Origin of the sequence: Mesorhizobium sp. M1227 (genome assembly GCF_040318315.1) — a bacterium.
Classification (GTDB): domain Bacteria; phylum Pseudomonadota; class Alphaproteobacteria; order Rhizobiales; family Rhizobiaceae; genus Mesorhizobium.
Map to the genome: position 1 here is coordinate 30,634 of NZ_JAMYLZ010000042.1, position 19,127 is coordinate 49,760.

The following is a 19,127-nucleotide window of genomic DNA, read 5'->3' on the forward strand; positions in this document are numbered from 1 at the left end:
GCCGATGCGACAAGCCAGCGCAAACAATCCCAAGCCGGAGCGAATGATGAAGCGCTTGATGAAGATTTATCTGGAGAAGCCTGAGCTTGCGGCGGTCGTGTTCCTGCTCCTCCTTCTCCTCGTCTTTCAGATTCGCTCGAACGGCGTATTTCTGAACACACAGAACGTGCGCGGAATGCTTGGGCTGCTGCCTGAAATGGGGCTGGTCGCGATCGGCGTGACCCTGCTGATGATATGCGGCGAGTTTGATCTTTCGGTAGGCTCGGTATTTGCGCTGACCCCGATGACCATGGCGGTGATGCTGGCGGCAGGCGTGCCGTTCGCGCCGGCCTTTGCCGCCGGGCTCGCGATCGCCGCCCTGATTGGCTTCTTCAACGGGTTCATAACGATTCGTTTCGCGATACCAAGCTTCATCACCACGCTTGGCATGCTGTTCATCGCGCGTTCGCTGACGGTGGTAATCTCCGGTGGCTTCCCTCCTGTCATCCCGGCCAACGCTCTGCCGAAATGGCTGTTTACGATCTATGTGGGGCCGGGCGACCTCTTTCGCATGTCGTTCTTCTGGTTTCTCGCCGTGGCAATCCTGGTGACGGTGCTTCTGTCGCGCACGAATTTCGGCAACTGGGTGCGCGCCACCGGCGGCTTTCTGCCCGCCGCGCAATCGATGGGCATCCCGACGGCCCGGGTGAAGGTCGCCTGCTTCATGATCTGTTCGGTGCTCGCCGGCTTTGCCGGCACCATTCAGGTGATGCGGCTTGGCGCGCCGCTGCCTTCGATCGGCGAGGGGCTGGAGTTGCAAGCCGTGTCGGCTGCCGTCATCGGTGGCGCCTCGCTGACTGGCGGCATTGGCACTATCTTCGGCGGCATCATCGGGGCTGCCCTGATCCGCGTCATCGACAACGGACTGGTGCTGAGCCAGGTTGACGCCAACTGGTTCAAGATGGCAATCGGCTTCCTGACTATCTTCGCGGTCGTCGTGAACGCCTGGCTTCGAAAGCGGGGCAGGGCAATGAAGGTGGAGACCTGATCATGGCGGCACCCATCATCGCGATCAAGGGGCTCCAGAAATGGTATTCCGGCGTCCACGCCTTGAAGAACGTCACTCTGGACATTTATCCAGACGAGGCGCTGGGCCTTGTCGGCGATAACGGCGCCGGCAAATCGACGCTGATCAACATCCTGTCAGGCACCCAAAGGCCCGATGGCGGCGAGATCAGGATCGAAGGTGAACCGGTCCGCTTCTCGAACCCGCGCGACGCCATGGATCGCGGTATCGAGACGATCTACCAGTACAATTCGATGGTCCCGACCATGACCATCGCACGCAACGTTTTCATCGGACGCGAACCGGTGAAGGGCTCGGTTTTCGGCATCGGCATCCTGGACCAGAAGCGCATGCGTGACGAAAGCGTCAAAGCGATCGCCGACGTCGATCTGCATCTGAGGTCGCCCGACGCGCTGGTCGGCGAACTGTCGGGCGGCCAGCGCCAAGGCGTGGCGATCGCCCGGGCCATGCACTTCAAGTCGAAAGTCATGATCCTCGACGAGCCGACCAATCATCTCTCGGTCAAGGAGACGCGAAAGGTGATCGGCTTCGTTCGCGCCCTCAAGGCCCAGAACATCACCAGCGTCTTCATCAGCCACAACATGCATCATGTTTTCGAATGCTGTGACCGGGTCGTGGCGATGGCGCGCGGCGAGATCGTTCTCGACAAGCGGATCGGCGAGACTTCGATCGAGGAAATCCACGAGGTTCTGTGACGCGAAGAAGCGGTCACTGGCGAGCCGTTCGGCTGGTAGAGGTCAGTCTGCGCTACGGCTTTTCCGCAAGGATCGCCTCGGCGGTTTTCTCGTCGGTGATCAGCACATCGACGACTCCCAGACGCAACACGGCGCGCAGCACCGGAACCTTGTCGAGGCCGCCGGAGGGCAGGATCACAGTGTCGACGTCGCGCAGATGTTCGGGGGCGAGGCCGATGACACGGCTGTTTAGCGGGTGATCGACGAGTTGTCCGTCGGCGCCGATCCAGTGACCGCAGATATCGCCGACGGCTCCGGCTTTTTGGAGCGATCTGAGATCATTGTCTCCTACCAGTCCGATCCGAAAGATGGTGGCGTCTTTGTGCACCGCGCCCACCGAAACGAAAGCGGCGTCAACGTCGCGGGCGTGGGTGAAGGCGTCTTCCAGAATGGACTGGCGCATAAGCAGATCGCGCGTGGCCTCCGTATCCGTGAACACCGGTGCCGCGATGTAGTAGCATTCCGCGTCGAAGAGCGCCGCGAGCCGCGAGGCGATTTCATAGATGTTGATCGCCGATCCACGCGTGAGCCCGCCAAGCAGGGAAACGACCGACATGCCTTTGACGGGGCGCACGGTCACTGAGCGCAGACTAAGCTGGAGCGTGCGTCCCCATCCCACGCCCACCGATATCCCGTCACGGATTCTATGCGACAGGGCTTCACCGGCAGCGGCTGCGATCACCTGTGGCACCAGGGTAGGATCGGGCGGTGTCGGAACCACGATTGGGTCGGAAACGCCATAGGCGTCCCGCAGCCGGTGCTCCAGCTCGATGCAGTTCGCCACCTTGGAATTGATGCGAATCTGAACGATCCCGCGCTGACGGGCATGCGCCAGCATCCGGTTGACGCGAAGGCGTGTCAGGCCAAGAGACTTGGCGATTTGTGCTTGCGTCAGGTCACCGACATAAGCAAGCCAGGCGGCGCGTACGAGCAGCCCTTCCTCGCGATCGGCCGTGACGGAACTCGTTACGGCTTGGCGGCCATCGCGTTTCTTTCGCGCTGGTTTCTCCATCAGATCATCCTGTCCACTCCGCGGCAGCGGGTCCAGAGCGGCTCGGCGGAGCCATGTGCTCATTGATATGAGGCATCAATCGAGTTTCCCGGCTCCGCTAGCCTCGATGATAGCGGTCGAAGGACAAAACCAGCGGAGCATCATGGCAAATTGCGTCGATGATGGCGCTCGTCAGCGGCAGGCGATCGTGGGGAAGTACACCCCGGGCCATCATATTCTTCAAAGTCGGACCAAGGTCCAGCGCCAGTTGCGCGCCCTCGACCGTGTCTGAACTCATATGTTCGCGCTTCGCCACGGAATAGGGCAGGCCGCGGCCGAGCAGGCGCCCCATGCGACCGTTACGGCCCGCCTGGCAGGTCACGTAAAGATCGCCGGAGCCGGCCAGCCCCAGCACTGTTTCGACCTTTCCACCCAGGGCTTCGACCAGAATCGCCATCTCGGCGAGGGACTGCGAGAAAAGTGACGAGGCCAGGTTGTGCATGAGTGCGCCATTGGGCGCCTTGCCGTCGCGCTCGAGCAGCCCGACGGGAGCCCCAACGGCGAGTGTGTAGAAATTCTTGAAAGCGGCGCAGATCTCGACCCCAACGAGATCGGGTGACGATCGCGCATGATAGAAAGGCGCGCGCAGAATGCGGGACGCCGCGGCGACCTGGTCGGGATCATGCCCGGCCATGATCACAGAGGTGTCGCGCTGCGCCGCCAGTTCGCCGGCAATGCACGGTCCGCCGACGGCCATCACCGGGACCGACAAGCCAGTGCGTTGCTCGATCTCGCGGGCAAGCAGATGTGGCAGGATTTCCACGCCTTCGTCGCTTGCCGCAAGCCCTTTCGTAATCATCAGTATCGGCACGGGCGACTTGATGCTTTCTGCAATGCGGTCGATCGCCCAAGGAATGCCGGCCGACGAGACGCCGAGTACAAGCAGATCGGGTCCATCGTTCATCGCCGCAGCGAATTCGGTCCAGGAACAGGCGGTTACCACATCAGGCAGAGCGATGTTGAGGCGTGGGTGATGACTTGTGCTGGCCACCGAGCCGACGATCTCCCCATCGAGATGGGTCCCGACAAGAGTGATGCGGTTACCAGCGTGAGCGGCCGGAAGCGTCATGGCAGAGCCCATGACGCCAGCGCCGAGGATGATGATCCGCGCCATTCAGCTTCTTCCCTTGTCCAGCCGCTCGCCACTGCCCTGGTCGAACAGGTGGATTCGCTCAGGCGCCGGCTCCAGATGGATCACAGTTCCAGGAGAGACTTCCATACGGTCGTGCAGCACCGAGCAGATTGCGGCGTTGCCCATGCTGGCAAAGATGTGGATTTCGGGGCCAGTCGGCTCGACAACCGTAATCCTCGCCGGAATGCCGCGCCCGTCGGCCACTGGTCGAAGATGTTCGGGGCGAATGCCGTAGATCACCTTTTGGCCGGGCCGGACCGCAGCCCCTGGCGGCAGCGGGAGGGATAGCTCGTCGGTCCGCACCACCCAGGCGTCGCGCTCGGAAGCCACCTCGCCATGGAACATGTTCATTGCGGGCGAGCCGATGAAGGAGGCGACGAAGAGGTTTGCCGGGCGATCGTAGACATCGAGCGGGCGCCCGATCTGCTCGATATGGCCGTCGCGCATAATGACGATGACATCGGCCATGGTCATGGCCTCGATCTGGTCATGCGTGACATAGACGGTGGTGGTCTTCAGCCGCTGGTGGAGCTCCTTGATTTCGGTGCGCATCTGCACCCGCAGCTTGGCATCGAGATTGGACAGCGGTTCGTCGAACAGGAACACAGTTGGGTCCCGCACGATGGCGCGACCCATGGCGACGCGCTGCCGCTGGCCGCCCGAAAGCTGGCGGGGATACCGTTCCAGATAGGGTGTCAGGTTGAGGATCGATGCCGCCCACCCGACCTTCTGTTTGATTTCTTCGTTGGGGCGCTTCTTCAACTGCATGGAAAAGGCCATGTTGTCGAAGACGGTCATGTGCGCGTAAAGCGCGTAATTCTGGAAGACCATCGCGATATTGCGGTCTTTGGGATGGAGCATGTTGACGACCCTGTCGCCTATGGCGATCTCACCGGACGTGATGGGCTCGAGACCGGCTATCATGCGCAACAGAGTGGACTTGCCGCAGCCGGACGGCCCCAGCAAAACGACGAACTGGCCATCCTCGATCGAGAGATCGAGTCCGTCGATAATCGAGAGGGCGCCATAGTCCTTCTTTATGTTGCTGATGGTGACAGACGCCATAAATTGCTACCCTTCGATTGCCCTTGCCGGTTGGATCTCATTTTCGCCATGCGAGCGATTGGCGATCGGATGCGCTCTCACCATTCGCTCTCCAGAAACTCTTCCAAGAGTCCCGCATCGGCGGCCAGGTTGACAAAGGACCATCGGCCGCGGATTTCTCGCGAATAGCGAATGGCGTCGTGCCAAAGCGCGCGCGGCAGCTCTAGTTCCGCGCCGGTGACCGGCCCTCCCGCAGCCTTGAGTGCTGCCTCCATGCGGGCGACCGGCATTGCCATGGGCCGAACCTCCTGGCGCAGCGCCGGCCAGATTTCCGCAAGCCTGCGGTTGAAGATTTCCGACTGGCTGGCGTCGAGTGCCGTCTTCTTCATCTCGGCAATGCAAAGTGGTCCAAGCTGCGCGCCATAGCGGGCCAGCATCGCCGCTTCGTCGATGGCGGTCGGCTTCACCTGCGGCGGCTCTTTCATGTCCAGCAGCCGCGCTTGCAGACGCGCCATGACCAGCGAGGCAACCCCGACCTGCTGGCCGTGCGTGGTGCCGGGATGACGCTCTCCCGCGAACATGTCGACCCAATGGGAAATCTGGTGCTCTCCCATGGACCCGGGATGGGAAACGCCGGCAAAGCACACGCCCATCGAGCACAGCGTCAAGACGCGCTGGAGATGCCCGACAGCGGTGACGTCATGCCTGGCAAGGCCAGGCGCATGGGCCAGCATCGGCTCCTCATCGCCCGCCTGCAGCAGGTAGGGCACCTCGGAATAGTAAGTGTCGAACAGCCGATGCGAAGCCCACCAGTCGATCTGGGCCGTGGAGCGGCAGAGGCTGTCGCCAAGCCCGGCGGCGCTGAGCCAGGCGGGCGCTGCGGCCGACACGCCAAGGTCCAGGAAGATGCCCCGGGGCGCGTGTGAAGGCAGCGAGATCTTGAGCCCGGAGGCCAAGGTCACCGACGCTGTCGAGGCGCCGTAGCCATTCATCGAGGCGGCCGTGCCGAAGACGGCATAGGGTCGCTCGTCGAGGAAGGTTGCATGCTTGCAGCTGTCATTGAGGACGCCCGACCCGACGGCCACGACCCCTTCGGCGTGACGTGTCTTCTCCCTGACCATCTGGATCGTCGCCTCATCACAGTCGAGGCCGTCAGGCAGCACGATTTCGTCGATGTCGGCGATGGCACGCAGCGCCTTCGCGACGCGCCTGCCCATCACATCGACGGTGTTGATATCGGAGACCACGGCGATGCGGCTGCCTAGCTTCAGCGGCGCAACGAGATCCGCCTCGCGGCCTTCCGTCGTCTCCAGCAATTCGATGGTCTGGAACGGCAGGACCGCGGCCGCGCCTGTCTTGGGATCTGTCCAGCGTCCAGCGACAACGTCCTCGATCAACGCGCTCCAGTTGGTCGCTTCAGCCATGATCGGCCTCCATGAAGGCCGCGAGGCGTTGGTTCCAGGCTGCAAGCGTTGGCCAAAGATCAGCATGGATCGCAAGAAGTTCGGCGTAGAGCGCGGCCCGTTTCGTGTCCGGTTCGAAGGTTTTGGCCGGCTCGCTGGCCATTGCGAGCGACGCTTCGGCGATCGTGGAAAACCAGCCCACCCCCTTTGCCGCCGCCATCGCCGCGCCTAGCGAGGAGGCTTCGACGGTCGTCGAACGCTTTATTGGACGATCGAGTGCATCCGCCAGAATCTGCATCCACAGGTCGGACTTCGCTCCTCCGCCGATGGCTATGAACTGGTCGATGGTCTGGGCGGCAGCCGCAGCCGCCCGCTGACTTGTCGCGGCCTGATGCAGCGCTATGCCTTCGAGCACGGCGCGATAGATGTCGCCGCGGCGGCTCGAGCCCGAAAGCCCGGCAATCACACCACGGGCCGCACTATCCCAGTGCGGGTCCATGACGCCCTGCCAGTAGGGCAGGAGCATTATGCCGCCTGCGCCGATCGGGCTGGCAGCGGCTTCGGCCTCGAGCGCCTCCAGCGCATCGCTTGCGCCATGCAGATCGACGCCAAGCATTTCGCGCGCCATCCAGTCGACAAGAAAAGTGCCGGCGCGAAGGCACGTCTCGTAGATGTAGCCATTATCGGCGACCGCCGTTTCGGTGCGGAAGGCCTGGTCGTGGACGTAGTCCGTGCCGAAGCTGCCGGAGACGACCGCCGTGCCGAGGTTGATGTAAGCGCATCGCGGCTGCAACACACCAGCGCCCGTGCCGGCGCATTGACCGTCGCCGCCGCCGGCGACGATCGGCGTGCCCTCGCGCAGGCCCGTCGAAATGGCCGCTTGCGACGTCAGTTGGCCCAGAACGGTGCCGGGCCGCGCCAGATCCGGCATCATGCGCCGGGCGACGCCCGCTGCCTCCAGTATATCGTTCGACCAGTCCATAGCCCGCATATCGAGTATGCCCATCGGGTCGGCGGATGCGGTGGACGTCACCCACCGGCCGCTCAAGCGAAAGACCAGATAGCCGTGGACTTCGGCCATCCGCTCCACGCGGGCAAAAATCTCGGGCTCTTGCTCGCGGAACCAGATCATGCGGTAAAGGCAAGGAATGACGTCCAGCGGCTTGCCGGATATTGCGTGGACGCGTGCCGCGCCGAAACTCTCGCCGAAGCGGCGTGCTTTGCCACGGGCGCGCTCATCGAGCCAGAGCGTCGCCGGCCCGACCGCTTCGCCTTGCTCGTCGAAAAGTCCGAAGCTCTCGCGCTGGTTGGCAATCGCGAGGGCGGCAATGCGTGCCGGCGAAACCGTTGACGTCACGGCGCGCAGCGCTGCGACCGTCGAGGTCCACCACTCGGCCGGATCCTGCTCGAAATAGCCCGAACGCGGGTTGGACATTGCAAGCGGTGCACGACCTTCGGCCACGGCCAGACCATTGCGGTCCCAGGCGATCGCCTTGGTTGCCGAGGTCGAGGAATCAATGCCGATGACGAGATCAGGAACCATTGCCGCCACGTTGCCAACCGGCGAGGGCGGCCGAAGCCGCCTTCGCCCAAATCACCGACCAGCCGCTAAAGACCGGCGTCCTTGACTTTGCCGTCGACAATGCCGGCAATGGCATCGAGGCACGCCTTGGCATCGCCGCCATAGTCTTGGCCCGTAAGCAACTTGCCGAGCTCAACCGGAATGTCGTTGTTCGACAGATCCGCCCAGATCGGCATGTCCGGCTCAGATCCCATCTGATTGTCGATCGTGTATTTGATCGCGTCGAAATGGCGTGTCGTTCCGGGGCCGACAACAGCCTTCGCCTTGACCCGAGGATCTGTAAAAGAGGAATTGCGCATCGGCGAGGCGCCGCCGCCGAGCGTCGATACCCGCGCCATGACATCCTTCGAGCAGACCCACTGCATGAACAGCCATGCCGCTTCCTTGTTCTTGGAATATTGCGACAGCGAGATCGTCGAGCCGCCCTGGTGGCCGACGGCCGGGATTTCGTTGAAGCCGCAATCGGCAGCGGCGCGACGACCAGGAACTTCCTTGGGCGCGGGCAGGGCCTCGAACAGGCCTTTGACCTTGGAATCCTTGGCATCGAAGCCGGGGAAATCCTCGCCCCAGGTGATTGCCATGGCGGCTTGTCCCTGTGTCAGGGCCTGTCCTTGGCCGTCCCAGGTCCAAGTCGTCGCCGACGGCGGCGAGTTCTTGACCAGCTCCTGATAGAATTTGAGCCCGGCCACGCCGCGCTCGTCATTGCCGACAAACTTCTTGTCCTTGTTGAAGACAGAACCGCCATGGCCCCACAATGCGAAGGTCCAGTCGCATTCCAGCGAATAGTGGCCGGACTTCGCCTGGCACGCGGTGCCGAAGATTCCGTTGCTTTTTTCTGCCTCTGTAAGCGCCTGGACGGCCTTGAGGTAGGCGTCGAGGTCTGTCGGCAGCGCAATGTTGTGTTTGTCGAAAAGATCCTTGCGGTACATCAGGATGAAGATCGGAATATCGAATGGAATTCCACACTGTTTGCCGTTGTACATGGCGATGCCGTCGACCAACGGCTTGGAGAAATCGTCCCAGTCGAAGTTCGGCATCGCCAGTTCTTTGTTCTGGTCGTAATACTCGCGCGGATCGACGACATCCTGGGCAAACGTCGCCATCCAGGACTGGTCGAGATAGTAGACGTCATAGGTGCCAAGCTGGCCCTGTACGTCTTGCGTCGCCTTGGCGAGAACCTGCTCCAGCGGCACGATCTCGACTTCCACCTCAATGCCGGTTGCCTTGGTGAATTCACCCGCGACAAGCTGGTTGGCAACAATCGTTGGCGGCGTCGCTTCCGACGTGTAGCGGATTTTCGTGCCGGCATATGGTTTGCCGACGTCGGCCAGCCACTTCAGCATATCGGCGTCCTGGGCGCGGGCTTCTTCAACCCCGAGGCCCAACATCCCCCGACTGGTGCGGCCACCACCTAGCATGGCCGATCCGAAGGCGGAAAAGCCGACACCGGCGAGCGCGATCTTCCTCATGAAGTCGCGTTTGGTTATTCGGCGCGCCGTAAAGTCATTGCAGGTATCGGCGACGAATGTCTTCTTGTCGTGTTCACTGAAGCTCATGATCGTTCCTCCATTGCGTTTTTGTCGTCGTTCTTCTCGTCAGCGCCTCACTCCTTCAGCGATCCGAGGGTGAGGCCGCGGACCAGATGCCGTTGAACCAGCAGGATAAAGATGAAGCTGGGTATGATCGCGGACGTGCCGAGCGCTGTGATGTAGCCCCACTCGGTCGCGGTCGAGGTGACAAAGGTCGAGATCTTCACCGGCACAGTGCGGATCGACGTTGTCAGGAAGAGTGAGAGCAGGAACTCGGTCCACGAAAAGATGAAACACAGCACGGCCGTCGCAGCGATGCCGCCCTTGACCATGGGAAGGACCACGCGTCGGAACGTCTGCCAGCGCGTCGCGCCGTCAATAAGCGCCGCCTCATCAACCTCGCGCGGAACATCGTCGAAGAACGACTTCAAAAGCAGAACCGCCAGCGGCAGGTTGATCAAACTGTGAACGAGGACGAGGCCCGTATAGGTATCGCGCAAGCCGAGATCGCGGAACATGAAAACGATTGGAATGACGATCGCGATTGGCGGCATGAAGCGCTGCGAAAGAATCCAGAACAGGAAGGACTGCTGGCCGCTGAACTGCATTCGCGACAGGCAATAGGCGGCCAGGGTGGCCAGCAGCAGCGTCAGCGCCGTAGATCCGACGGCTATGATGGCGCTGTCGAGCAACGACTGGCGGGAATCGTATGAACTGGCGCCACCCTTGATCACCCCGGCCGCCTCGCCGCCCTGTTCCATGCCGATGTCGACGCGTGAGACGCCAAGCAACGTCACGCGGTAATTGTCCGGCGTCGGTGTGAAACCGACGTAGACCGGTCCGCTGCGGTCGAAGATCGCCGAATAGGGTTTGATAGACGACAGCGCCCACCACGCGATGGGGAACATGAAGATCGCCACCACCAGGACGGCGAGCACGTCGCGGGCGATCGTTTGGGCGCGCGACGACTCCATCAGAACCTCACCTTGAACAGCCTGACGAAGAGATTCGACACGACGATCAAGACGACGAGCACGATCAGCGACAGGGTCGCGGCATAGGGGAAGTCTCCGGTGAAGTAGATACGGCCAGCGTAGAACGAAAGCGTCTCGGTGGCCGTGCCTGGCCCGCCGGCGGTGATGATGTAGACGTAGTCGTAGATGCGAAAGAGATCGACGCCGCGGATCAGCACCGCGACCGCTATCACCTTGCGCAGCATCGGCAATGTGAGCCGCAAGAACGTCTGGATGCCGTTGGCACCGTCGATCGCGGCTGCCTCGAAAGGTTCCTTCGGCAGCGCCCTGAGCCCTGCCAGGATGATGAGCACCATGAACGGCGTCCATTGCCATATGTCCGCCAGCAGGATCGCCGCCAATGCGGTTCCGGGCTGCGTCAGGATCGGCTGTGCCGGCGAGATCAGGTCGAGGGCATAGAGGTAGAACGACAGGACGCCGAAAGAGCCGTCCTGCATCAGCAGGAACATCATTCCGGTCACCGCAGGCGGCACCACCAGCGGCAGTGTCATCAGCGCCCGCAGCACGCCGTAACCTTTGCGATCGGTGTCAAGCAGAAGCGCGATGAGGATGCCGAGCGCAAGCTGAACCGCAAGCGCGACGAAGGTGTAGATCAGCGTGGTTTCCAGCGAATGCCACATACGCGCATCCGAGAAGGCGCGCGTCCATTGGTGGAGCCCGGCGAAGTCGAGCTGACGGGAAACGACATTGCGTTTGTGAAGCGACAGCCAGACCGAATAGGCGAGGGGATAGATGCCGAAAACGAGAAGCATCACCGTGATCGGCGCGAGCCAGGGGAAAGGATGCTCGGCCGTCATGAACCGGGGAAGGGCCCATCTGGGCGCTTCGCGGGTCACGGTCACCGTGCTCACGCGCGAATCTCCGCTCGGTCACACAGACGCATCGGCCTTCTCCCTATCGGCCAGATTGTGCCAACTTGAACTTTTGTAAGTTTGTTGTGCCTTTTGTTAAGAACGTGTCGGACGGCCGCCGATTTGTCAAGTGTCGGTTCAGTCAGGCTCAAGGGATTTGCTCGTGGTCCCAGAGGATGCGTGATCGCCGAGTATGGAGTTGTTTTGGAGGAAACGCCGCCGGCAAATGCCGTGCACCAGCCTCAAACGCGCTCAGGGCCGCCGCCAATTTTGGCTGCAACATCCTTGGCCCTCGAACTGCGCAATTAGCGCTAAGATGCGATAAACTGCGCAGTTACAATAAGACCCTTTTCGTTACGAATTTACAAATGCTTAACCCTGATGCCGTTTCGAGCTTAGTTGTCCGCGGACAACTCACAGGGAATGCAGGAGAACACCTCAGACAGAGCAGCGGTTGTCCGCGGACAACCAAATGGCGCCAGGTGGAACGATGAAGGATCGATTGCTATGATGGCGCCGAAGTCCACCGCCGGCCTCCGGACACCCCATCTCATTACGCGGCTTCCAGTCCGACGGCCGGCTGCAGCATTGTGAGATACTCGGCAGCGGCCTGCGCCTTCGCAGCGGCCGTGATGATGGCTCTCTTGTCACTCTTAAGGACGGCGAGCCGGCTCGCCAGATAGGCGGCTGTGTTGTCGCGTGGATCATGCGCCACGCCCAGGTCGGCACACAGGAACGATGCCGCGAGCTCCGCAACAAGCTCCTCCACGGCGTAGCCTTCACTGCCGAACCTGCCCGTCAGATCGCGGTCCAGGCGATGCTTTGCGCCGGACCAATGCGAAACCTCGTCTAGCAAAGTCGAGTAAAGGTGAACCTCGCTGTCGAAACGCCCGCGGTCAGGCATGAGGATGTCGTTGATGCTGGGCCGGTAGCAAGCTTTGGCACCACCGTAGCTGACGCTTGCGCCGATGTTCTGGACGAAGCTCTCGAGGGCCTCGATGTGCGGAGCCGGATTGCCGAGAGCTCCTCGGCGGGGCTGAAGAAGCGATCCGGTATGTTCTCGATCTGCTCAATATTGAAGACGGTGTAGCCCTTCAGATATGGAATCGCGCGGTCTTCGTCATCGTCGTGATGCTTCGGCGTGAACGTGCCATATTTGACGACGAGGGTGCCTTTTTCGCCCTTACGGGCTTGACCACCGAAGTCCTGCGCCTGCCGGTAGGTCATCCAGGTGTTTTCCTCGCAGCCTGAGCCGAACTCAACGTGGGCGGAACCTGAATGTTGCAAAGTGAGGATCGGCATGGCTGGATACGGTGACGATGCAGGCTCCACGGCCTATGCGACGGCAGGCAGCTATACCTGCCAGCAGGCACGATCGCAGCGGCGCGCCACGCGGCAGCGCCTATATTGACGGCCCCTACGGCATGCTTCCCCAGCGTGCCCACGGGGGCTTGGCACAGCCACGGGCTTGGCCTCCACCGTGTACGGCGCGACGCTCGCTAGCGATCTGACCCTGCAGCGGGTGATCGATGCCTCGTATCAGCCCGCGTACCTCGAACTGGTCAATCCGGGCTCGCTGCGAGCGCTATGTCACCGATTCGGACGGCATCGTCCATGTGCCGTCGACCCGTTCAGACCGACGCGGACAATTTGCCCATCATTGCTGAACTTGTAGGTCCCAATTCGCCCTTGCGGGCCACCGACGCGGTAAAGAGCTTGATATCAAACATTCTTTTTGGTTCAGACTCGTGGGACATTCAGACTCGTGGGACATGACCCACACGACCCGCTACCGTGTGTCTCGCCATCACGCCACCGCCATCCGACTTTGAGAAAGATCAGGTAGACCGGTCGAAACGGCCCGATTTGCGAAGCTTCGCAAGCAAGCTCTCTGCCGCGCCGTGGTAGTTGGCAGAGGCCTGCTCGGCCATCGGCAGCGAACTCCACACGGTTAGTTCGGCCACCAGAAAGTCGTTGTCTGCGTCCACCGGCGCGGATGTAAGTTGTCCGTTTTTATCCATCATGATTGCTACCACGGTGTCGTTTGCGCCGTACCCAATCGCCGCCATCCTCTGAATGCGAGAATCGCCGTCCACGCGAACGTCGAACAAGACAGATCCGCCAGTTTTCTCCGCGATGTCATCCACTCGGTCGGAAAACGCCCGATTCATACCGCCTGTATTGGCAAGTGATTGCTCCAACAAAACCAGTTCAACATACTCCGCCTTCATGCCGTGACTATGGGCGCACAGGCCCAATCGGCAATCCTACCCGGATCTTTTCACACAGGAATCCCAATGACATCCTCCAACGCGCCGCGGCGTGCGCGGCGACAATCAAGGTGAGACCGAACCAAGCACGAGACAGATGATATTGGTGATGATTGCGATTTTGACGCTGTTCCAGGTGGCTGCGATCAAGCGGTCGTTCTGCCACAACGAAGCGTACCACTCCGTCGTCCCTGATTGTCCTGACCCACAAGCTCCTCCCCAGGAAGAAACTAAGCCTTGAGCGGGCGCGTGGGCGGCTGCAGCATCCTCAGACGACCCTCCGATCTCTTTCCGCTTCCTCGCAGGAGCGCCAGCTCCATGTTCGGCGTTTGCGCCGATTGCTGAGGGACGGAGACAAGGAACGCGACTGCCTCTCCGCTCGTTGACCGTCTCGACCCGAGTTGCCGTCATGCCCTCCACCTCCATACGCAAAACGGGGTCTGATCCGGAAAGAAGAATCCTCTCGGTCTGGTTTGTAGCCAGCGCCAAGGCATACCGAGTTTGACAGCGTTCCGCCGGAGACCTCTGCCGCGTTCCGGGCCGCATCCGCCAGGGTCGCTATTTCGACGACGCATCGGCAACAACTTCCGGTACCACCTTGTTGCTGCCGGTAGCGACCGGGGGACGACCTGACATTTCGGTGCCGAGTTCGTCCTTTACGCTCCAACCGTCGGTTTGTAGACGCATGGAAGCTCTGGAATACCAGTGGCCCTGATCGCGCATCGCGCGGAAATTTGCGGCTGTTGCGATGCTCCGCCAAGCGGCCGGATGTTCAGCGTCAGACCGCAGTCCGTGCAGGTGGAATCTATCTTGACCAGACGTTCTCTGGCCTCGGCCAGTCGGCGTTGTGCAGACCTAATCCTGTCGCACAGCGCGATGTTAATGCCGACGCCGCAGTCTTTGTCCAGCATTTCGGTCGCACGCTGGAGAGACAGCTCCGCTCGTTTCACGCGCTGCCTGGCTTTAGGCAGCTCGATGTTCAAAAGATCGACCATCATTCAAGATCCGAGGGGCCCCTTCGATTGTTAACCGGACCCGGTCGCATTGGTTCCAGTGGGAATCTGCACAGGGATTGGACGCGAGGATTCGTAAGCCTTGGATTGCCGACCAACTGCGGCCACAAAATCTTGCCATCGATTGCGTGCGGCGGCGCTGGCCAGCGGCAGCTCACTAACGGCGCCTCATCGGGCCAAGGTGATCGCCCGAGTACGAGTTTGGAGCCAAGTCGGGTTAAGCAGCCGTGTCGAGCGGCGCCGCCGGCGTCTGCGACTAAGCCAGCTTGCCGATGCTAGGTCGGCTTGGCAAAAAACTCCGGCAGGGTATGGACGGTATATTACTCGACCCTAATTAAGCGCCATGTTCCGCTTGCTGCTTAGCTTCGTCTCGTTGTTATTTTCCACCACGCTTCTTTATGCGCAAGAGTGGCAGCCCTTCGGCATCAAGCAGTTTGGCTTTGTATTCGATGCGCCCCCCGGCTTTGTTTTAACTCAGCGTTCCGACCAGGGAGCAGCTTTTCAGGGCAAAAACGAGGCCTTTCTTGCTGTTTGGGGCGCAAGGCTCGGAAAGGCCAGTTTCCGCGCCGAAATAGAGCATCGAATTGTCGAGGATGAAAAGGCGGGCTGGAAAGTGACCTATCGGCGCGTTAAGCCGACGTGGGCCAGTTATTCCGGTATCAGGGACGGGCAAATCCGCTACGTACGCGTCATTGCCGTCTGCAATGACGGTGCGGCGCTCTTTATAATGAACTACAGCAGATCCGAAAAAATCGCCTACGATCCCGTCGTCGTGCGAATGGTGCGATCGCTACGGGCGGAAGGCTGCTAAAGCCTGAGACTTTCAGAAATATGTGTGGACGTTGATCGCGTTGGCCTGCAGCGAAGACTGAGATTTAACGGCAACAGCGGTTCTCGGTCGCCCCGTTCCACCGCCGCACCGCCAACGTGAGGGAATCTGCCGTTTCCGTGGCTCCGCAACGGCGAAACCGAGCCAGGCTGGGCGCCTATCCCTCACCGCGACCGCGGCGCAGCCGAGGAGATGGGGATGTTACGGTCCTCTGTTTAGGGCCGATGGTCAAAAAGTTTACCAGCTCCCGACCGGAAGCTGGTCGCAGAGGAAGTCCTTCTCTAAATTCCATAGCAATCCTTTGGTTCGCACCTCCAGTGCACCCCGTGATAAGGGAGTTGCGGCGCAGACTTGAGGCAGATGAAAATGTCGAAGAGCAGGCCTGGGCCGTCAGTGAGCGGCGGGTCTCGGACTCAATGCCTGACGACGCGCCCGTGATCTCGCAATCCCGCGCTTAGGTCGTCGGGACCGCTGATGCCACAACAACAAGCAGAGCCGCAGTCGCGACAAACGACGTCGAGGCGAGCAGCAGTCCAATCAGGGTTAAGAGACCGTCGCATTCCATCAATGCGACGGCCAAGACTACCAGTGAGAGCACCGGCAGGATATTGCCGAAGGGAATCAGCAGGGCGATAACGACAGCGAGCAGGAAGATCGGAACGCCGAGCGGGTCTGCACCGTCGGGCCCGTCAGGATCTGCAGCCGACCGGTGCGCACCACTTTCTCCACCCGGCTGATCATCGGCACCGAATGACGGACCATAAGACCGAACGCCACAGGCGAAAACTGGCGCTCTCTGATGATGGCGGGCAACCAGACCCTCCGGCTGCCCGCGACGATCTGGAGCGGGACCAGCGCGAGCCCGCTGCCGAACACCGTGCCGAACGGCCCCGGGATCGGCGTCAACGCTGGGATGGCTCGGACATCTCACCCACGCAGCCGGTCCTCACGCATCCTCGCCGGCTCTGTTCAGAGCCCGGACAAGGGCTGCGCATTGCGGGTCCTGGCTATCCAGAAGCTCCGCCGGCGCGGTACGGCCAATCGCTATATTGATGGCGGTGGACCGCCGCCCAGCCGTAGTCGCCGGCGGCGCGCTCGATGAGTGGCGGGTCCTGAGACGTCAGGCAGTTCTGAGACTGGCGAACGATCTCCACGGAAGCTTCGCGCGCTCTCCGACCAACTCAAGGAGGCCAGTGGTGACAGCTTCCAATCGAAATATATCGACATGCAGACCCAGGCGCATAAGGAAGCGGTGGCGCTGTTTTCCGCTTACGCAAATTCCGGCGACGATCCGGCTGAAATGAAGGAGTTGCCAAAAAGACGCTGCCAGTGCTGCAGATGCACGAACGTCACGTCAAGGATCTCGCTGCCGCGCATCAATGGCGACGACCGCCAGCGGCTTCGCAAACGGAAACGTCCGGCATGAAGGGAGCGGCTGTCGTCGGGACCCGGGAACAAAGTACCGAGAGTGCCGTTATTCACCTGGCTTATTCCCGAGAGGATCCAACGGGAGGCGGCATTCGCGAGGCGCCAAGGGCAGTAGAGCTGGGTTTCGGCACCGTCCCGATTGCCGCTGTCACAGGCTGAATCGATTTCCGGCCAGGACAGGTTACCATGCGCTACGGCGAGATATTTGCAAACGCAACGGCACTCTTGTTGGTGACGCTGATGATTGGCGGCGTCTTCGTCCTGTTTGGAGAGCCGCTGTGGCCGCGGCACTACGCGAGAATGGTGCTGGTCACGGATATCGATGCCATGACCACCGCGTCAGTCCGAACAAGCTGCCTGCCCAGTCCCTGCCTGCCCGACACCGTCGATCAGACCATGCTCACTCCTCGCCCCGAGGACGGACCTTGATTTGCGATTTGCAGACGCTGGAGCTGGGTACGGAAAAGCCCGCCGCCCGAGCTGCGCGGCGGGCTTTTTTGGTGAATCAACCCACGGTAGACCGTCTGGCCACGACTAGGTCAGGATAATCACGATCTTGTAGGTATTCGGGTCGACGATGACGATCCGGCCGTCAGCGAGCACGAAATACTCGTAATTTTCATAAGCCGGAACGATCTTGACGATGCGCGCCGGCAGACGATGCAGCCGGACCTTCTTTCGCGGAACCTCGACGCCGACGGAGATGTCGAAATCGACATTGGAAACGGGTTGGACGTTCGTTTCCTTGATGACCTGAGTGATCTCTGTCTTCTGCTCAACGGTCACATTGCTGATGGAAGCGGTCGAACTCTGGTCCTGCGTCTGCGTCGAGGCATTGCCTTGGGTCTGCTCGGTGGTCGTGGTCCCGGCCTTGCCCTGAGCCTGCTCGTCGGTCTTCATCTTGGTGCTGCCCGTGGCCTGTTGTTCAGTCGTGGCGCCAGCCTTGCCCTGAGCCTGCTCGGTGGTTGTGGTGGTTCCAGCCTTGCCCTGAGCCTGCTGATTGGGCTTTATCTTGGAGCTGCCCTGAGCCTGCTCGGTGGTGGTGGTTCCAGCCTTGCCCTGGGCTTGCTCCTCGGTCTTCATCTTCGTGTTGCCCGTGGCCTGCTGGTCAGTGGTGGCGCCAGCCTTGCCTTGAGCTTGCTGATCGGTCTTCAGTTTCGGTTTGCCTTGGGCTTGCTGGTCAGTCGTAGCGCCAGCATTGCCCTGTGCCTGCTCGCCGGTCTTCAGCTTCGGTTTGCCCTGCGCCTGTTGATCAGTGGTGGTGGCGGCCTTGCCCTGAGCCTGCTCGCCCATCTTGGCGCCGTTCTGGCAATTGGCAGTGCCGGCTGCACAATTGGCGCCGGACTGGTCGTCGGTCGACTGCTGCGTCTGGGCAAGTGCGGCCCCGCAGCTGACGCTGATTGCTAACATGCTGGTGATCAGAACGCCTTTCATGAGAGATCTCCTTGGAAAATGCTTCCCTTCACCCCGCAAAACTGCGGCTAAAAAAGTTTGTTCCAAACTAATGGAGCGAAACGGCAAGCGATCCGATCGGCGGAACTAGCTCCACCCGATAGCGTTACCGGCCTAGTCACCCCGCTGCGAACGGCATGACGCAGCGCAGCGCAGAGGTGGCTCACGAGGAAAGGAGACAATCATGAGAATGCATCTTTCCACAGCCGCGGCTGGGTTTTTGCTGCTTGCGGGTATTGGCGCCGCTGCCGCCCAGGATGTGGTCATCGAACCGCAGCAGGAGACGATCGTACGCGAGTATGTGAAAAAGCAGCCTCTGGCGTCCGTCCAGCTCCCCGGCGTGGAGCTCAATGTCGGCTCGACCCTGCCCGATACCGTCGAGCTTCATGAAGTCCCCAACGTCAAATACCGCTACGTCGTCGTCGACAACCAGACCGTCCTGGTCGATCCAGGCACACGCAGGATCGTGAAGGTCATCGAGTGAACAAGCGCGTCGCTTTGAAGGGACATGCGGCGACGTTGAGCGACAATGAAGTACCGCACCGACACCGTGGGGCCCAGGGTAACCAAAGCCCCGCTCCGGCGTTGGGGCGAGGGCGGGGGACGCTTTGGCCGGAGCGGGGTTAGGCTAGGTGGTCACCCCGTGGCAAGCAAAGGCGACCGCAGTTGAGATTAGCGGATTTTGTGGCGCTTTCAATATTTCAATATC

At 61.1% G+C, this 19,127-nt stretch carries 18 protein-coding genes and 3 pseudogenes; 7 read left to right on the forward strand and 14 right to left on the reverse strand.

Annotated features, from left to right (window positions below; translation table 11 throughout):
* Window positions 1-46: 46 nt before the first annotated feature.
* The gene (locus tag NKH28_RS29910; RefSeq protein ID WP_352503300.1) at window positions 47-1,027 is read left to right on the forward strand and encodes an ABC transporter permease; all 981 of its coding nucleotides are present in this window, start codon (window positions 47-49) and stop codon (window positions 1,025-1,027) included.
* Window positions 1,028-1,029: 2 nt separating this feature from the next.
* Window positions 1,030-1,761 carry an ATP-binding cassette domain-containing protein gene (locus NKH28_RS29915; RefSeq protein WP_352981038.1) on the forward strand — a complete coding sequence of 244 codons (732 nt, stop codon included), beginning with the start codon at window positions 1,030-1,032 and terminating at the stop codon, window positions 1,759-1,761.
* Between the two features lie 52 nt (window positions 1,762-1,813).
* Here NKH28_RS29915 and NKH28_RS29920 read toward each other — a convergent pair whose 3' ends face one another.
* Window positions 1,814-2,638 carry a sugar-binding transcriptional regulator gene (locus NKH28_RS29920; RefSeq protein WP_352981039.1) on the reverse strand — a complete coding sequence of 275 codons (825 nt, stop codon included), beginning with the start codon at window positions 2,636-2,638 and terminating at the stop codon, window positions 1,814-1,816.
* On the opposite strand from NKH28_RS29920, the gene NKH28_RS29925 reads away from it, so the two are divergent.
* Window positions 2,627-2,878, forward strand: a complete 252-nt coding sequence (locus tag NKH28_RS29925; protein ID WP_352981040.1) for a hypothetical protein — start codon at window positions 2,627-2,629, stop codon at window positions 2,876-2,878. The genes NKH28_RS29920 and NKH28_RS29925 overlap by 12 nt on opposite strands.
* Before the next feature lie 31 nt (window positions 2,879-2,909).
* Here NKH28_RS29925 and NKH28_RS29930 read toward each other — a convergent pair whose 3' ends face one another.
* The 10 genes and pseudogenes from NKH28_RS29930 to NKH28_RS29975 all read right to left on the reverse strand — a co-directional run bounded on the left by NKH28_RS29930 (window position 2,910) and on the right by NKH28_RS29975 (window position 14,694).
* Complete coding sequence (locus tag NKH28_RS29930) at window positions 2,910-3,965, reverse strand: hypothetical protein (RefSeq protein ID WP_352850929.1); 1,056 nt, start codon at window positions 3,963-3,965, stop codon at window positions 2,910-2,912.
* Window positions 3,966-5,048 (reverse strand): ABC transporter ATP-binding protein, encoded by a 1,083-nt coding sequence (locus NKH28_RS29935; protein WP_352744618.1) that lies wholly within the window; start codon window positions 5,046-5,048, stop codon window positions 3,966-3,968.
* Window positions 5,049-5,125: 77 nt separating this feature from the next.
* Window positions 5,126-6,451 (reverse strand): iron-containing alcohol dehydrogenase, encoded by a 1,326-nt coding sequence (locus NKH28_RS29940; RefSeq protein ID WP_352541851.1) that lies wholly within the window; start codon window positions 6,449-6,451, stop codon window positions 5,126-5,128.
* Window positions 6,444-7,973, reverse strand: coding sequence for a xylulokinase (locus NKH28_RS29945; protein ID WP_352927242.1), 1,530 nt, complete (start codon window positions 7,971-7,973; stop codon window positions 6,444-6,446). The genes NKH28_RS29940 and NKH28_RS29945 overlap by 8 nt, the downstream gene beginning before the upstream one ends.
* A gap of 65 nt (window positions 7,974-8,038) precedes the next feature.
* Complete coding sequence (locus NKH28_RS29950) at window positions 8,039-9,568, reverse strand: ABC transporter substrate-binding protein (protein WP_352981041.1); 1,530 nt, start codon at window positions 9,566-9,568, stop codon at window positions 8,039-8,041.
* Between the two features lie 47 nt (window positions 9,569-9,615).
* A complete protein-coding gene (locus NKH28_RS29955; protein WP_352503255.1) occupies window positions 9,616-10,515 on the reverse strand; it encodes a carbohydrate ABC transporter permease in 900 nt (299 codons plus the stop codon).
* The gene (locus NKH28_RS29960; protein WP_352474341.1) at window positions 10,515-11,426 is read right to left on the reverse strand and encodes a carbohydrate ABC transporter permease; all 912 of its coding nucleotides are present in this window, start codon (window positions 11,424-11,426) and stop codon (window positions 10,515-10,517) included. The genes NKH28_RS29955 and NKH28_RS29960 overlap by 1 nt, the downstream gene beginning before the upstream one ends.
* Window positions 11,427-11,979: 553 nt before the next feature.
* Window positions 11,980-12,677 (reverse strand): annotated as a pseudogene (locus NKH28_RS29965) (ArdC family protein); the annotation flags it as partial.
* 587 nt (window positions 12,678-13,264) lie between these two features.
* Window positions 13,265-13,657, reverse strand: coding sequence for a hypothetical protein (locus NKH28_RS29970; RefSeq protein WP_502898893.1), 393 nt, complete (start codon window positions 13,655-13,657; stop codon window positions 13,265-13,267).
* A gap of 695 nt (window positions 13,658-14,352) precedes the next feature.
* Window positions 14,353-14,694, reverse strand: coding sequence for a hypothetical protein (locus NKH28_RS29975; RefSeq protein ID WP_352981042.1), 342 nt, complete (start codon window positions 14,692-14,694; stop codon window positions 14,353-14,355).
* Window positions 14,695-15,052: 358 nt separating this feature from the next.
* Between NKH28_RS29975 and NKH28_RS29980 the strand changes: the two genes are divergently transcribed.
* Window positions 15,053-15,520 (forward strand): hypothetical protein, encoded by a 468-nt coding sequence (locus tag NKH28_RS29980; protein WP_352474337.1) that lies wholly within the window; start codon window positions 15,053-15,055, stop codon window positions 15,518-15,520.
* Window positions 15,521-15,992: 472 nt separating this feature from the next.
* Here NKH28_RS29980 and NKH28_RS29985 read toward each other — a convergent pair.
* Together NKH28_RS29985 and NKH28_RS34560 are read right to left on the reverse strand one after the other, a co-directional pair.
* Window positions 15,993-16,414: pseudogene (locus tag NKH28_RS29985) on the reverse strand (exopolysaccharide biosynthesis protein).
* A gap of 70 nt (window positions 16,415-16,484) precedes the next feature.
* Window positions 16,485-16,692, reverse strand: a pseudogene (locus NKH28_RS34560) (hypothetical protein); the annotation flags it as partial.
* On the opposite strand from NKH28_RS34560, the gene NKH28_RS29990 reads away from it, so the two are divergent.
* Window positions 16,641-16,964: a DUF4142 domain-containing protein gene (locus tag NKH28_RS29990; protein ID WP_352541855.1), complete on the forward strand. Its 324-nt coding sequence runs from the start codon at window positions 16,641-16,643 to the stop codon at window positions 16,962-16,964. The pseudogene NKH28_RS34560 and the gene NKH28_RS29990 sit on opposite strands and share 52 nt — an antisense overlap.
* A 188-nt stretch (window positions 16,965-17,152) precedes the next feature.
* Window positions 17,153-17,395: a polymerase gene (locus NKH28_RS29995; protein WP_352981043.1), complete on the forward strand. Its 243-nt coding sequence runs from the start codon at window positions 17,153-17,155 to the stop codon at window positions 17,393-17,395.
* Window positions 17,396-17,500: 105 nt separating this feature from the next.
* Here the strand turns inward: NKH28_RS29995 and NKH28_RS30000 are convergent, their stop codons facing one another.
* Entirely contained in the window at window positions 17,501-18,400 is a 900-nt protein-coding gene (locus NKH28_RS30000) for a DUF1236 domain-containing protein (RefSeq protein ID WP_352981044.1), read from the reverse strand.
* A 202-nt stretch (window positions 18,401-18,602) separates the two neighbouring features.
* Between NKH28_RS30000 and NKH28_RS30005 the strand changes: the two genes are divergently transcribed.
* Entirely contained in the window at window positions 18,603-18,902 is a 300-nt protein-coding gene (locus tag NKH28_RS30005; RefSeq protein WP_352541859.1) for a DUF1236 domain-containing protein, read from the forward strand.
* Window positions 18,903-19,127 lie beyond the last annotated feature (225 nt).

Bases quoted from the DNA above. Each gene is read 5' to 3' on its own strand.
- NKH28_RS29910 (WP_352503300.1), top strand. From the start codon at position 47: ATGAAGCGCTTGATGAAGATTTATCTGGAGAAGCCTGAGCTTGCGGCG.
- NKH28_RS29915 (WP_352981038.1), top strand. From the start codon at position 1,030: ATGGCGGCACCCATCATCGCGATCAAGGGGCTCCAGAAATGGTATTCC.
- NKH28_RS29925 (WP_352981040.1), top strand. From the start codon at position 2,627: ATGCGCCAGCATCCGGTTGACGCGAAGGCGTGTCAGGCCAAGAGACTT.
- NKH28_RS29920 (WP_352981039.1), bottom strand. From the start codon at position 2,638: ATGCTGGCGCATGCCCGTCAGCGCGGGATCGTTCAGATTCGCATCAAT.
- NKH28_RS29930 (WP_352850929.1), bottom strand. From the start codon at position 3,965: ATGGCGCGGATCATCATCCTCGGCGCTGGCGTCATGGGCTCTGCCATG.
- NKH28_RS29935 (WP_352744618.1), bottom strand. From the start codon at position 5,048: ATGGCGTCTGTCACCATCAGCAACATAAAGAAGGACTATGGCGCCCTC.
- NKH28_RS29940 (WP_352541851.1), bottom strand. From the start codon at position 6,451: ATGGCTGAAGCGACCAACTGGAGCGCGTTGATCGAGGACGTTGTCGCT.
- NKH28_RS29945 (WP_352927242.1), bottom strand. From the start codon at position 7,973: ATGGTTCCTGATCTCGTCATCGGCATTGATTCCTCGACCTCGGCAACC.
- NKH28_RS29950 (WP_352981041.1), bottom strand. From the start codon at position 9,568: ATGAGCTTCAGTGAACACGACAAGAAGACATTCGTCGCCGATACCTGC.
- NKH28_RS29955 (WP_352503255.1), bottom strand. From the start codon at position 10,515: ATGGAGTCGTCGCGCGCCCAAACGATCGCCCGCGACGTGCTCGCCGTC.
- NKH28_RS29970 (WP_502898893.1), bottom strand. From the start codon at position 13,657: ATGAAGGCGGAGTATGTTGAACTGGTTTTGTTGGAGCAATCACTTGCC.
- NKH28_RS29975 (WP_352981042.1), bottom strand. From the start codon at position 14,694: ATGATGGTCGATCTTTTGAACATCGAGCTGCCTAAAGCCAGGCAGCGC.
- NKH28_RS29980 (WP_352474337.1), top strand. From the start codon at position 15,053: ATGTTCCGCTTGCTGCTTAGCTTCGTCTCGTTGTTATTTTCCACCACG.
- NKH28_RS29995 (WP_352981043.1), top strand. From the start codon at position 17,153: ATGCGCTACGGCGAGATATTTGCAAACGCAACGGCACTCTTGTTGGTG.
- NKH28_RS30000 (WP_352981044.1), bottom strand. From the start codon at position 18,400: ATGAAAGGCGTTCTGATCACCAGCATGTTAGCAATCAGCGTCAGCTGC.
- NKH28_RS30005 (WP_352541859.1), top strand. From the start codon at position 18,603: ATGAGAATGCATCTTTCCACAGCCGCGGCTGGGTTTTTGCTGCTTGCG.